Here is a 13,704-nt window from a genome sequence, read left to right on the forward strand (position 1 = left end):
GTATAAGCAAAAAATACGACACCTACAAAAAAGCCTATCATTTGATAGGCTTTTTTGATTTTAATAAGATTAACCGAGCAAAATATCGATCAGCAAGCCCGCACTGAATAGGGCACTAAATATCATAGTCAGTTTTGCCGTGCGGCCGAGCAGTGGGTTTAATGCTGCACCTTTTACTTCATTAAAATCGCGGCTTAGGTTTCTCGCCATTATAAACGCAAGGCCGGCTAATAATACCGGGATCCCCGGTAATGCTCCCATAAAGAAGCCGGCGATAATGATAGCAAACGGCAAATACACAAAGCTTTGATAGAAAATGCGCGATTGCTCTAGCCCCATGCGCACCGCAAGTGTTTTCTTGCCCGCCTTGATATCTGTTTCCATATCACGGGTGTTATTGACTAACATGATTGCAGCGTTGAGAAAGCCGATGGCAGAGCCTAATAACCACGCACTGGTTGCAGTATCACCAGCCTGTAGGAAATAACTGCCCACAACCGCAACAAGACCAAAGAATACAAATGCGGCAACTTCACCTAAACCATGGGAGGCCAGAGGGTATGGGCCGCCGCTATATCCTAGTGCGCCAAGTATTGCAGCTGCCGCTAAAAAGGCTATCACAATGCCGCCGTGGTAGATCAAAAACGAACCAACGATCAATGCTAAAACTAAACATAAAATCATTGCATTACGCACGGTGGTAGGGCTAAGCATTCCACTTTGTGTCACACGCACAGGCCCTAAACGCTCTTCAGTATCTACGCCGCTTTTAAAGTCAAAGTAGTCGTTAGCTAGATTTACTGCAATTTGTAGTAACAAGGCACATAGCATTGAAATTACAGCAATAAATGAGCTGAATTGCTCTAGCTGTAATGCCAGTACATTACCAACCAATAGTGGTCCAATCGCCGCAGGCAAGGTGCGTGGGCGTATGGCAAGTATCCAAGGATTCATCGCTTATATTTACTTACAGAGGTTTACGTCAAAGAGGGATGACATAAAGATAAAAAGAATGAGCTATAGCATAGCAAATTTAACATCTGCTAAAAAGCGGATTTTGTTGCTGATAAAGTGGTCAAGTTAACACTTTTCTGTGTGTTAACTATTTTTCATTGTTAGGCTTTAATAAATTTGAACCAGCGCACATTGATAGTCACCCGTCTATGCAATATTGCACTTGCTAGTTTTGAAAGCGTGCTAATTCATTGTTTAGTAAGTTATTAATTAGTACTTTTATATTGCCATTTTTGAGATAAAGTTTGCTTAGGGGACCAACACTATGCGTTTTGAGGGACAAGTCGCCATAGTTACTGGGGCTGCATCTGGCTTAGGAAGAGCCTACTCCATAGCGCTTGCTGAGCGTGGTGCGAGAGTGATCCTTGTTGATAATGAGAGTGCTCAAACAGAAGGCGTTAGTGATAAACCCGTAATCAATATGGCACCTGAGTCTGGCCTTACATCTTGTTGTGAGGCGATAAAGGCGATTGGTGGTGAGTGCCAATCCTACAGTATTGATGTTACCTGCTCAGATGATATTAGCGCTATGGTTGATAGTGTTATCGCCAGTTGGGGCAGGGTAGACATTTTAATCAACAATGCTGGAGTGCACCATCCCTGTGCCTTTGAACATATGAGTGTCGCAAGTTGGAAACATCAACTGGATGTTGATCTCAACGGTACTTTTTATATGACCAAGGCTGTGTGGCCGCATATGACACGTCAAGGCTATGGCAGAATCGTTATGAGTGGTGCAAGTTCAATATATGGTGATATGCACGAAACTAGTTTTAGTGCCAGTAAGATGGCGGTTATCGGTCTGGTTAATAGTCTGCATTTAGAAGGTCAAGAGTACGGTATTGCTGTAAACAGTATTATTCCCCATGCTGTCACTGCTATGACAGCCGCCCATTTAGCGCCAGCAGTCAGACCACTATTTTCTAAAACAACGGTAACAGCAACCATGCTTTACCTATGCAGTTCTAAGTGTCCTTCTGGGCAGCATTTGCTGGCGGCTGCTGGCGGAATTAGTCATGCAGCTATGGTTGAGTTTTCACCCAGTCGTTTTAATGCTGAAGAGTGTACGCCAGAGGTGATTTGTGACCGTTGGTCTGACATCTATAAGGCTAAGCCTGTGACAGTACATAAAAGTGGGGAAGCGCAAGTGTTGGCATGGGCAAAAGCCCAAGCCGATAAGCGTCATATCCCATTAGAATAAGCTCAGCACTACAAAAAATCCGCAAAAGATAAGTCTGCTTTGTTGGTGATTAGCTAAAAGCTAGCAGGACTCACCGCTCTTGAGTTAAGCTTATTGCATAATTAGTTGAGTGTTAGGTTGCAATGAGCCAAGTTTTAAATGATTTACTCGCGTTACTTTCTTTAGAGCAAATTGAAGAAGGTCTATTTAGAGGGCAGAGCCAAGATTTAGGTTTTGGTCATGTGTTTGGTGGGCAAGTGATGGGGCAGGCGCTAAGCGCTGCTAAGCAAACTGTTAGCCCTGATCGCAAAGTACATTCACTCCATTCCTACTTTTTGCGTGCAGGCGATGAAAAGCTGCCGATCGTATATGACGTTGAAATTATGCGTGATGGTGGTAGTTTCAGCGCTCGCAGAGTCAAAGCGATTCAAAAAGGTCGGCCTATCTTTTACATGACATGTTCATTTCAAACCGCAGAAGAAGGTTATCAGCATCAAGCTGTGATGCCAGATGTTCCCGGCCCTGAAGGTTTGTTAAATCAGCAAGAGCTAGCAATGACTTTGCGTGACAAGGTACCGTCAAAGGTACTTGAGAAGTTTATGGCTGATACACCTATTGAGATGCGCCTTGTTAATCCAAGTGATCCGATAGCACCAAAACCAAGCGAGCCAATAAGGCATGTTTGGATCCGCGCTAATGGGCAAGTGCCTAATAATATGTGCGTTCACGATTATTTGCTTGCATATGCATCTGATTTTAACTTCTTGGTGACGGCAGCTCAGCCCCATGGCGTGTCGTTTTTAACGCCGGGTATGCGTATGGCGACAATTGATCATGCGATGTGGTTTCACCGTCCATTCGATTTGAGTCAGTGGTTGCTCTATAGCATTGAAAGTCCAAATGCTAGCGGTGGTCGTGGTTTTGTTAAAGGTCAATTCTTTAACCAGCAAGGTGAGCTTGTTGCATCGGCAACCCAAGAAGGGCTTATTCGGATGACAAAAAAAGACTAGTTAGAGATAAATGATTTGGGGAAATAGGATCAAGATTATGATTTCAATGATGAAAAAAAGCATAGTATTGTTATGTGTCATGCTACTTAGCGCATGCGTTACTGTAGAAGAAAAACCTCCTGTGGTGATAAATGGTGCTGCGGGATATTTAGAAAGATTGGCGCTACCACAAGGTAGTGCGATCACGATTGCGATTATTGATTTAGATACACCGGGTGTAATTATTGCACAAAAGAGTTTTGATATTGTCAGAGCGCCAGTACCGTTTAAGTTCTTACTACCAGCAGACAGCATTGATAGCAGTGTGAATTACGGTGTAGTAGCAATGATCCAGTATCAAGGACAGGTGATCTTCCAAACCTATGATCGTTTTCCGGTGATAAATAATAATAAATACACCACTGAAGTATTGATGAAAGCGGTGCCTGCACCTTAAATCTTTACCAGTGATAATCTAGAAAAGGAGCTTAGGCTCCTTTTTATTTGTCCATGGTTTGAGTGAATAACATGATTGTTGACTTTATGAAGCTACAGCGAGATGAAAATGGTTGTCGGCGGCTGATCATAGATTGGCTGTTGGCCGATAACCAGCGCATGCAAGCGCTGCAGGTTGCAGAGCAGATGCTGCTCAATGACTGGATGCTCGCTGCAGGGTTTGTACGTAATTTGGTGTGGGATAAGCTGCACGGGCTACAAACACCACTGAATGATATAGACCTCATCTATTTTGACTTAAGTGATATCACTGTTGAGCGTGACAAGGCGATTGAAGCTGAATTAAAACGGATTGCACCTAGGCTTCCATGGTCAGTGAAGAACCAAGCAAGAATGCATCTACGTAATGGTCATTCACAATATCAATCCAGTGTTGACGCAATGAGCTATTGGCCTGAAGTGCAAACGGCTGTGGCTGTAAGTTGTCAATCAGGCGTTTTAGCCGATGTTGAATCGAACGCAATCAAGGAGTTAAATTTAACTCATAAATTAACCTTGCATACGCCGTTTTCGTTAACTTGTTTATTTGAGTTTGCGATTAAGCACAATAGCAAATCGGCTTATGAATTGTTTGAACAACGAGTGAAAAATAAGCGCTGGTTGCAAACCTACCCGAAGCTGCGAGATAATAAAAACTGGTGAACTTATGAGCGCCGCTGAAGTTACGCATTATAGTGAGTAACGGTAGCGATATGGGATTTTAGCCTTAGCTCGATGTTGGTTTGCTGGCAACCTTTTTAGATTGCTGACTGCCTATAGTTCGGATTTGAGACTTGTTGTAAATGGTGGCGTAATCGATGGAACCTTATCTTGATGCGATTAAAGAGATTAAAGAGTTAGCTGACGCAGAAGAGATCCATCGGGTTGATGATGTGTCTATCTATTTAGAACGTTTTACCGATCTGGACCTCATTGCGACTGGGATCTACGCCGAAGTATATGAGATGCCGGGGGAGCCAGATAAAGTTGTTAAGCTATGCAACAGTAAAATTGACGGCTATTACCTGTTTGCACGTTGGTGCATGCGTCCTGAAAATCAAGATAACCCCCATGTTCCTACCATTCATAGAGAAGATACTGTCGAACTCAGTAGTGGCAGAATCGTACGTTTTTATGTGATGGAACGACTTGAAGACATTAGCGACGATGGCACAGAGCCTACGCGGCCAAGCCACTTCCATGATTATGACTTTGGCAAGCTATGGGGCACCTTACGCACCTTAACTTTGCCTTTCGCGGATCCTAAAAAGCAGTTTAATGAGCAGATACAAACGGCTGATGAGTTTGTTGAGCAGATCCAAGAGCCGCGCTCACATTTTTATATGAATGCTGACGAGCGCAAACCTGTGGTGATTGATGATCAGATTATTGATGATCATGAAGCGCTACTTAACACCTTGTTTGAGGTGCTGAGCTTTGTTGATGAACATGGGGTAATGGATCTGCATGGTGGTAACTATATGCTCAGAGGCGATACCATAGTTATTACCGATCCGATTTCTCACAAATATGCCAATCCGACAGCTAGTTAAACGCATTTATCTATCGGGAAAGTAAATAGCTTTGTGAGTTATGAGATCCACATCCTTGTGAGTCGCAAAGTTTACTGACTACAAAGCCTTGTGTTGGCTGTTAGTAATGGGCCTACAATGCGTGGTAACACGCCTTGAAGCTTAGAAATGGCAACGCCATAGTTAGTTATAGGTACATTTCTGCGTTCACACTCTCTGATCCGCCTTAGCATTTCTGTACGGTTAAACATACAGGCACCGCAGTGTATAACAAGCGTATATTGCTCTAAGTCTTCAGGAAAGTCATGGCCGCTAAGTACGTCAAAGCTTACATCTTTGCCGCTATATTTGCGGATCCAGTTAGGTAACTTTACTCTACCAATATCATCTTCTTGCACGTTATGGCTGCAAGCTTCGCAAATAAGAATTTTACTGCCATCGGTTAGATTGTCTAAGGTATTTGCCCCTGAAACCATAGGCGAAAGATCACCTTTAAAGCGTGCGAATAAAGTTGAAAATGTGGTTAATGGAATAGACTCAGGCACCAAGCTTGCGACCTGTTTTATCACTTGCGCATCGGAAATAATCAAAGCCGGCGGGTTAACAAGAGAGGCTAATAATTGCTGCAGTTGTGACTCTTTTACCACTGTTGCTATAGCGTTATTGTCGAGCGCTTCTCTTAATACTTGCACTTGTGGCAGGATCAATCTGCCGGTAGGCGCTGCAGTGTCGATGGGGACTACACATAGGATATGTGCACCATTAGTATAAAGATCTGCAGCAATATTGGCTTTGGCGGTCAATTCTGCAGGCATATATTCAGCAATGAGCTGTTTTAATTGACTCGTACCATATCGTTTACTTGCCGATACACTGATATGAGGCAGATTATTGAGCTGACAAAAACTTAAATCGTCAGTTGCAGGCATACGCTTATCCATTTTGTTAAACACGATAACAAACGGCAATTTCAATGCCGTCATTTCGTCAACAAGTTGAATATCATGCTCAGTTAATCCTTGTTCATCTATGACCAACAAAGCGAGATCTGCACGATATAGCGCATTGCGAGTCGCTTGCACTCGTTGCTTACCGAGCATACCTACGTCATCAATACCGGCTGTATCAAAAAAGGTGACAGCACCTATAGGTTGTAGCTCATAAGCTTTAGCCACTGCGTCAGTAGTGGTGCCTTTGACATCTGATACTATCGCCACTTGTTGGCCAACTAACATATTCAGTAGCGATGACTTTCCAGCGTTGCGCCGGCCAACCAGTGCAATTTGGTAACGCATGCCTCTTGGCGTAAGTTGTGCGGGATTGGTTTCGGGGTTAACACCTTGACACATAGTGATTCCTTTTTGAGTCACCACGGCTTAAGTTTGGCTGTAAACCATGGTGTTGAATTTGTTCAAATATACTGGCTACGCGTTGCGTAACTTGCTTGGTTGCAGCATTTTTGCCAGGGTAAATGTTGTAATTGTGGTATACACCTGCAGGGGTAAATGACGGCATGATAACGTTGCAACCACGCATGAGAGCGAGTTCGCGTGCATCGGGCTGAAGAACGGCTAACGAGCTGGTTGCCGGAATATTTGCGCCGGGATTCATCAAGCGTAAAATCGCGCTGACTCGATGGCTTCTAAGCACATCACCATTGGCATGCTGGGCAAAGGGGGTTTGTGGATGAGCGATAAACGGGCCGCATGCCAACATATCGAGTGTCATTTCCGACAAGGTAATAATATCCGCTGCAAGTATTTCATCAGTCATGCCGGGCAGGTCGGTGATCACTCCAGAGCCGGTTTGATAACCGAGTGACTGGATACATTCCAGCCTAGCTAATCGTTCGTTATAGTCACCATGGGGGCGACATTGATTAAATAGCGATTGATTAAAAGTTTCCATTTTTAGCAGGTAGCGATCAGCGCCTGCTGCTCGCCATAGTTTGAGCTCGTGGTGCTTTCTATCACCGAGGGACAAAGTGATCGCAATATCGAAATCTTGCTTAATCTTCTCTATCAGCTTGGCAATTTTTTCAGCGCTATATTGCCAGTCATCTCCAGACTGCAATACTACAGTGCCTATTCCTAGTTGAGCGATATCACTGACGGCATCAAAAATTTCAATATCTGTTAAGCGATAACGGCTAACTTGACGATTACTGCTGCGTAGACCGCAATAGTGACAGTTGTTGCGGCAATGATTAGAAAACTCGACGATACCGCGAATATATACTTGGTTGTTGAATACCTGTTGAGTCACGTATTTTGCTTGCTCAAATAGCCACTCATCGTGCTTTCCGCTTAGGAATTCAATAATCTGCTGTTGACTAAATTTGGCAGCTAAAAGGGAGCTAGGCGCTGACATTATTTATTGCCTTCTTCAAGTTGGCGAGTTACAGGATCTTGCGAGTGAGCATAAAACGCGGCTGCTTGCCTGCACTCTTCTACATAGCGGCTAATGGCTAATGGGTAATTATCACTGAGCTCAGTAGGACTCCCATTTTGGTACCAATGCTGCAACATGTACGGCTTTAGTCCCAAGCTAGGGCTGTGCAATTGCAGCCATAGTCCAGCTGCAGAAGTGAGAGTGCTGTGAGCATATTGGCCAACAAATACACTATCGCCTACAAGTAATATCGGCTGTAACGGCAGTGCTTGTGTGGTGATCCTTTTCACTTGTACAGGAAACTCTGCTTGCAGTTGCGCCCCCCAAATACTGGATTCTACGAATAACTGTTTGACGCTATCAGTTGGCATTTGCGGCCGTAATATTGCCGCAAATTCCTGTTGCCAAGCTGGGTGAGGCTTAAGTTCGATAATATCGAGTTGCTGCAAACGACCATTGATGAGTTGCTGGCGGATTGTTTCACCTACCTCTGAGTTGGCAAAGTTACTGTAGATTGCCGCATGTAACACAATAAAACTCGCCTCTTCAATGGCGGTCAGTAGTGCCGTTACATTTAACCCTGCTGAAGTTGTCACTCCATTCATAGTGCATTGTCACCCAAGGCTGTGATTTTGATGAATAGAGACATTGTTATAGGTAAATATCGCGTTCGCCTGAGTCGGTTTTTGCAAGGCAAATGCGTACATTACGCTCTCTTGCAGGACTCATTGCAGCAAGTTCAGATTCAATTAGGGCATTGCCGGCAACGCTGGTTTTTTCGCTGGCGTAATCGTTTAAATACTCCTTAAAGGTGATTAACGCGTTAGGTTGGCAAAACTTACCGATAAACTGTTGCTTTGCTAAGCCGATAAAGTGATCGCCAGTACGGCCTTTACGGTAGCAACCGGTACAAAATGACGGGATAGCATTTGACTCTGTAACCAGTTCATAAATGATGTCATCCATGGCGCGGTGGTCGCCTAAACTAAATTGTTCAGCATCATATTGTTCATGCTCACTGTCTTGATAGCCACCTGGTGAAGTGCGGCTGCCAGCGCTTATCTGTGAGACCCCCAATTCCAATAGCTCTTTGCGCAGTGCTGCGCTTTCACGGGTACTCATAATCAGTCCTGTGTAAGGAACGGCTAAGCGCGTAATTGCCACTATACGTTTAAAGCAAGCATCATCGATTTCATAAGGAGGCTTTTCACTTATTGCCGAACCATGGGCGGGCTCAATACGTGGAAATGAGATGGTGTGTGGGCCAATGCCACATACGGTTTCAAGTTCTTCAACATGCTTTAGCATAGCGAGTAGTTCAAACCTGTGGTCATACAAACCGAACAGGGCACCAATGCCGACATCATCAATGCCAGCTTCCATTGCACGATGCATGGCATAGAGCCGGTACAGGTAATCTTTTTTCTTGCCTTTTAGATGTACACTTTCATAGGTTGGCTGATGGTAAGTTTCTTGAAAGCACTGATAAGTGCCAATGGCTGCTGTTTTTAGTGTTTTGAAATCGTCAGTGCTCATTGGTGCACAATTGACATTGATGCGACGGATCTCTCCGCCTTTGTTGTCTTTTACGCTATACATAGTGCGTATACTGTCAACAATGGCTGTGACATTGTTGCGTGGATGCTCACCATAGACAGCTAAAATGCGTTTGTGCCCCATGGCTTCAAGAATCGCGACCTCTTTCTCTATCTCTTCATGGTTTAATGTCTTGCGTTTTAGTTGGTGGTTGTCAGCATTAAAGCCGCAATAGCTGCAGCTGTTTGCACAATGGTTTGAAACATAAAGCGGTGCAAAAAGAACGATACGATTGCCATAAATAGTATTTTTTATTTCGCGTGCAACGGCAAAAAGTTCCTCATCTAATTGCTGATGCTGGTTTTGTAATAGTATGGCTGTTTCTTCAATACTTAGCCCTTGGCATTGCTTAGCTTTGGCAAGGACTTGGCGGACTTGTTCAGCAGAAGGATTAGCAGCATTATTGATAACTGACCAAATAGCTTGTTCGTCAATAAAGCTCTTGTTGGCATTGTAATCGGCAATAGAAATTGTGTGCGGGTGTTCATGTGTAGTCATAATGAGGAAAACTCTATTTGCTAGCAATCAAAGCAGCGGCTCAATAACCGCTGCTCTGTCGTTATTAGGCTGGATTAACGCAATTTACTTGTTGCGTTGTTGATTAGCTGTAACAGGTACAATTTCTTGCTCAACCCATAAAGGCGTGTACTCTGCCGCATCGTGGTAGGGTACGTTACCGTGGATCATCATGGCCTTGAAATCATCAAAACGATATACAGCAAGGAACAAGTGCACCGGTAAGAATGCAGTTAGAAGTAAGCCGGCAACTAAATGTGCCTGACCCAATAGCCAAACCGCGTCACGTGGAGCTGCATGTGGAATTAGCCACAAAACTAAACCGGATAAAATGAGTACCGTGCCACCAATGACTACACATGCGCCAAACAGTTTTTGACCGGAGTTGTACTTGTTCATTGGTGGAACAGGGACTTTCTTACCAAGTAAAAACTTTTGTGGGTAGCCACCCAAAACCATAAACCACTTCACATCTCGTTCAGATAAACTGAACACGCGAGCGATAAATAGCACTACGCGGTCGAAAGCTATCAAGGTGAAAGCGAGTGCATCTAAGCTTAAAACAACACCTGCTACGATATGGATATCGTAAGTGAGTTGCATGCCACTTTGGGATAAAGGTTTAAAAAACAGTAGTAAGCCAGTAGCAGCTAAAGGTAAAAAGCTCAGTAATAAAATGTAGTGAAACACTCTCACATTCAGTGGGTGTTTTTGAATTGGTCTCATATCATGCTGGTCATGATGCATTGTCATATCTCCCTTAAGAGTTCAGCTTGGTGCGGTCAACAAAGTGGGTATGCAGTAGCTCGTGAGACATATGCCCAAGAGGTTTACCACCAAATTCTTTGTAATACTTTTCAACGGCAGGGTTGGCGTGGCTCACGCGCAATTTTGCAATGCTGTCATCTTTGTATAAGCCGGCGCTGCGGCTTTTGATGTAATCGTTGCGGCTAGCCACTTTGCTTGCAAACCAGCCTACAGGTATCGCCATTACTGCTAAGAATGCACTGCCGATGGCCATAAATTTACGGCGTGATATAAAGAAACTATCTTCAGCAAATTCATGCTTATTGTTGTTCATGATGTTGCTCCTTAATTAGATGTTTGCAATCCAAGATGACCCATTACCGTCGATAGGCTGACCACCACCGTTAACGCATCCGCCAGCACAGTTCATTACTTCAATAAAGTGATAAGGGGATGTGCCAGCCATGACATCACGTAAAATAGGTTCAATGTTCTTGCCCATGTCATGTACAACCGCGACATTGACGGTGACATCTTGAGATAGTTGTTGATCAAACAAAGTCACAGAGGCTGCTTTTACTCCGGCTAAACCACGCACAGGCTCAAACTCTAACTTGGCCATTTCATTGCCTGTCAGTACCTTATGCGCAGTACGCAACGCGGCTTCCATTACTCCGCCTGTTGTGCCAAAGATAGTGCCCGCACCGGTATATTCGGAAAATAAGCTATCCCCCTTAAATTCAGGTGTGTGAGCTAAATCTATTTCAAGTAATTTCAGTAGTTGAGCCATTTCTCGGGTGGTGAGTACGGCATCAACATCTTGATAAGAAGCTACGTTGGCTCCGTGTTGTTGATGATATTTCCATGCAGAGTTAAATTCTGGCCGCGAGGCTTCTAGTTTCTTTGAGGTACAAGGCATTACTGCAACTGTGAAAATCTTTTCAGGCTGCATGTTATATACTTCAGCGCCGTAGGTTTTCGCGACGGTTCCTGCCATTTGTTGCGGAGACTTTGCGGTTGATAAATTGGCAAGTAAACTTGGGTAGTTGGTTTCTAAATAACGCACCCAGCCTGGGCAGCAAGAGGTAAATTGCGGCAGTGCACCAGCATCAGCTTCGCCTTTTACATTTGCATGTAAGCGATGGATAAACTCACTACCTTCTTCCATGATGGTTAAATCAGCGGCGAAGTTACAATCGAAGATCTTAAAACCGGCTTTGTTCATAGCGCCGTATAACTTGCCAGTGACCAATTCTCCAGAGCCTAAGCCAAACTCTTCACCGATTGCGACTCGCACTGCTGGAGCAATAATCCCCACGACTTTTACATCTTTATCGGCAAGTTTCTCAATAACTGTTTCGAGTGCTGAGTGGGTTTCTTTAATCGCACCAAAAGGGCAGTTAATCAAACACTGACCGCAACTTAAGCACTTATCTTTGTTAATTGAATGTGCCGCACCTGATGCGCCTTCAATAGCGTTGGTTGGGCAAAACTTTTGGCAAGCATCACAGCCTTTACATTTTGATGCATCTATCTCAATCAGACCTTGGATCTCTCCAGGTTGATAGCTGGTGACAGTCATAGCGTTCCTTATTCTCAGTCATTAGATAATGCTTTAATAAAAAGCATTTCTAGTGGTTATTATTTTTACGATGAATTAAAGACGCAAAAATATAGGGTAAATATATTTTTTAAAATGTTTTGCTGATCAAATTATTGATATTTTATTTATTGATAACTGTTTTTTATATTGGGGTTGTTTTTGAGGAGGAACTATATATTTTAGCTGGTTAAATTCATTTTAATTATAATGGTTAGTTAATTTTTATTATCTTTAAATTCTTTGCGATAAAGGCGTTTTAAAGCTTAAGTTGTTGTTTTGAATCGACTTGAAGCATACTTGCCCGTCATTTTGATGTGGGACATATTGTCCGCATAAGTACTTGATAGGCGTGATACCGCTCACCTGTAGGTATAATCAGTGCTTATACGGTTTTTTGCCTTTTTATTTTGGCTGTATTTGAAGTTGCTAAATAAGTGGGAGCTTGGCTTGTCATTGCTAATTTATCGGGTGCTACAATATATCTCGCTTAATTAAGTGGTGTGGTTTAAACTTTAGTTATTAAGTTGTATACTATTTATGGGTTTAGGCTGGGAATTTATTTGAGCTACTTTTATTTATTTTTAAACTGCCTTTTATAATGCTCTTTTTATTTTGGATTCTTTTGGTTGTTATTTTATTTTTGGTTTTGTTTTTATTTGTAAGCTTTAAGCTATGTATGAAAATATTATTATAAATAGCTAACAATATTATTTTATACTTTGAGTGCGCTGGCGATTAGTGCACTTGACTATATGAACGTCATGGTTTTATGTCAGCGCACTATTTACAAAGAATGCAGTCGAGTGCAGTTGAGCATCATTGTTAGCTTAATCTTTGTTTAATGGTATTAGGTTAATTTAACGTCTTTCAACATGAAAGGAATCGGTTTTGAAAATAAATTTACTATCGACGTCAAAAGACTACTTTATCGGTTCAGGGGTAATGCTTTTAGGCCTAGCCTATAACTTGATTGAAAAGGATCTATTTGGCGTAGCGGCTTTCTCTCTATTTTTCATAGCATTTTTAGGCTTGGCGCTTGTTAAGCGTAAAAATAGTGAATACAAGTGAATACCATCATAGCGTTTAAGTCGTTTCTTGATGCAAGACTAAATTGAACAACACAATAGGTGCTGATTGACTTATACTTGTGGCTAGCTTTATTAAAGCTGGCTTGTTTTAGCTCAGTCTTATTTCATTTAGCAGGTGGCTTTTGATCAACTTACTGGTGTTTTGCGCAATTGTGGTTTTCTATTTCTGGTCAAAGGAAAGTGAGATCTCACCAGTAGAAGCTATGTTTGCTCTGGGGTTTTACGCTATTTATATTGTGGTTTACCTGTTTGTGCCACCTTTTGCGAATGCCAGTTCGAGCCAGATGGGTTTACTGTATGGTTTGGTTCCCGCTGTATCGGTATCTGCCGTTTTATTTCCTCATTTTAATCAGCAATCGCCCGAAATTGTCACTCGTTGCTTGGGCTGGATAGGGCTGGCATTGGTATTTGCCATCTTATTGTGTTTTAAAATATTTGTTTGGTAACTTACGCTTATCGTTTCAATGCCGTTTCAAGGCTTTTCAACTTAGCTTCATCTTCACTTCTTGGTTATTAAACTCTCGCTGAACAGCTAAATATCAATTGCTATTAC

15 protein-coding genes are annotated in these 13,704 nt (G+C 42.8%); 7 read left to right on the top strand and 8 right to left on the bottom strand.

The window, feature by feature from the left end; translation table 11 throughout:
* Window positions 1-69 precede the first annotated feature (69 nt).
* Window positions 70-954 (bottom strand): 1,4-dihydroxy-2-naphthoate polyprenyltransferase, encoded by an 885-nt coding sequence (locus tag L884_RS0114285; protein ID WP_028768132.1) that lies wholly within the window; start codon window positions 952-954, stop codon window positions 70-72.
* A gap of 325 nt (window positions 955-1,279) precedes the next feature.
* Here L884_RS0114285 and L884_RS0114290 point away from each other — a divergent pair, with 325 nt between their 5' ends.
* The 5 genes from L884_RS0114290 to L884_RS0114310 all read left to right on the top strand — a co-directional run bounded on the left by L884_RS0114290 (window position 1,280) and on the right by L884_RS0114310 (window position 5,231).
* Window positions 1,280-2,215: an SDR family NAD(P)-dependent oxidoreductase gene (locus L884_RS0114290; protein ID WP_028768133.1), complete on the top strand. Its 936-nt coding sequence runs from the start codon at window positions 1,280-1,282 to the stop codon at window positions 2,213-2,215.
* A 122-nt stretch (window positions 2,216-2,337) separates the two neighbouring features.
* A complete protein-coding gene (tesB, locus tag L884_RS0114295) occupies window positions 2,338-3,204 on the top strand; it encodes an acyl-CoA thioesterase II (protein WP_028768134.1) in 867 nt (288 codons plus the stop codon).
* A gap of 37 nt (window positions 3,205-3,241) precedes the next feature.
* Window positions 3,242-3,640, top strand: a complete 399-nt coding sequence (locus L884_RS0114300; RefSeq protein ID WP_028768135.1) for a YbaY family lipoprotein — start codon at window positions 3,242-3,244, stop codon at window positions 3,638-3,640.
* A gap of 71 nt (window positions 3,641-3,711) precedes the next feature.
* Window positions 3,712-4,341 (top strand): nucleotidyltransferase family protein, encoded by a 630-nt coding sequence (locus tag L884_RS0114305; RefSeq protein WP_245603135.1) that lies wholly within the window; start codon window positions 3,712-3,714, stop codon window positions 4,339-4,341.
* A gap of 155 nt (window positions 4,342-4,496) precedes the next feature.
* Window positions 4,497-5,231: a hypothetical protein gene (locus L884_RS0114310; RefSeq protein ID WP_028768137.1), complete on the top strand. Its 735-nt coding sequence runs from the start codon at window positions 4,497-4,499 to the stop codon at window positions 5,229-5,231.
* A gap of 71 nt (window positions 5,232-5,302) precedes the next feature.
* Here the strand turns inward: L884_RS0114310 and hydF are convergent, their stop codons facing one another.
* From hydF to hydA, 7 genes are all read right to left on the bottom strand, one after another.
* Window positions 5,303-6,559, bottom strand: a complete 1,257-nt coding sequence (gene hydF / locus L884_RS0114315; protein ID WP_028768138.1) for a [FeFe] hydrogenase H-cluster maturation GTPase HydF — start codon at window positions 6,557-6,559, stop codon at window positions 5,303-5,305.
* The gene (gene hydE, locus L884_RS22145; protein ID WP_051435645.1) at window positions 6,543-7,580 is read right to left on the bottom strand and encodes a [FeFe] hydrogenase H-cluster radical SAM maturase HydE; all 1,038 of its coding nucleotides are present in this window, start codon (window positions 7,578-7,580) and stop codon (window positions 6,543-6,545) included. Before hydE ends, hydF begins: the two co-directional genes overlap by 17 nt.
* Complete coding sequence (locus L884_RS22150; RefSeq protein WP_211239205.1) at window positions 7,580-8,206, bottom strand: hypothetical protein; 627 nt, start codon at window positions 8,204-8,206, stop codon at window positions 7,580-7,582. The genes hydE and L884_RS22150 overlap by 1 nt, the downstream gene beginning before the upstream one ends.
* 46 nt (window positions 8,207-8,252) lie before the next feature.
* Window positions 8,253-9,695, bottom strand: a complete 1,443-nt coding sequence (gene hydG, locus L884_RS0114330) for a [FeFe] hydrogenase H-cluster radical SAM maturase HydG (RefSeq protein WP_028768139.1) — start codon at window positions 9,693-9,695, stop codon at window positions 8,253-8,255.
* 84 nt (window positions 9,696-9,779) lie between these two features.
* Window positions 9,780-10,460 carry a cytochrome b/b6 domain-containing protein gene (locus L884_RS0114335; protein ID WP_028768140.1) on the bottom strand — a complete coding sequence of 227 codons (681 nt, stop codon included), beginning with the start codon at window positions 10,458-10,460 and terminating at the stop codon, window positions 9,780-9,782.
* A 13-nt stretch (window positions 10,461-10,473) separates the two neighbouring features.
* On the bottom strand, window positions 10,474-10,794 hold the full coding sequence (gene hydB / locus L884_RS0114340) for an iron hydrogenase small subunit HydB (RefSeq protein ID WP_028768141.1): 321 nt from the start codon (window positions 10,792-10,794) through the stop codon (window positions 10,474-10,476).
* 15 nt (window positions 10,795-10,809) lie between these two features.
* The gene (gene hydA, locus L884_RS0114345) at window positions 10,810-12,042 is read right to left on the bottom strand and encodes an iron hydrogenase large subunit HydA (RefSeq protein ID WP_028768142.1); all 1,233 of its coding nucleotides are present in this window, start codon (window positions 12,040-12,042) and stop codon (window positions 10,810-10,812) included.
* Between the two features lie 909 nt (window positions 12,043-12,951).
* Between hydA and L884_RS22155 the strand changes: the two genes are divergently transcribed.
* Window positions 12,952-13,131, top strand: coding sequence for a hypothetical protein (locus tag L884_RS22155; protein WP_037410989.1), 180 nt, complete (start codon window positions 12,952-12,954; stop codon window positions 13,129-13,131).
* Window positions 13,132-13,273: 142 nt separating this feature from the next.
* Entirely contained in the window at window positions 13,274-13,597 is a 324-nt protein-coding gene (locus L884_RS0114355) for a hypothetical protein (RefSeq protein ID WP_028768143.1), read from the top strand.
* Window positions 13,598-13,704 lie beyond the last annotated feature (107 nt).

Origin of the sequence: Shewanella fidelis ATCC BAA-318 (genome assembly GCF_000518605.1) — a bacterium.
In the GTDB taxonomy this organism is placed as follows: Bacteria; Pseudomonadota; Gammaproteobacteria; order Enterobacterales; family Shewanellaceae; genus Shewanella; species Shewanella fidelis.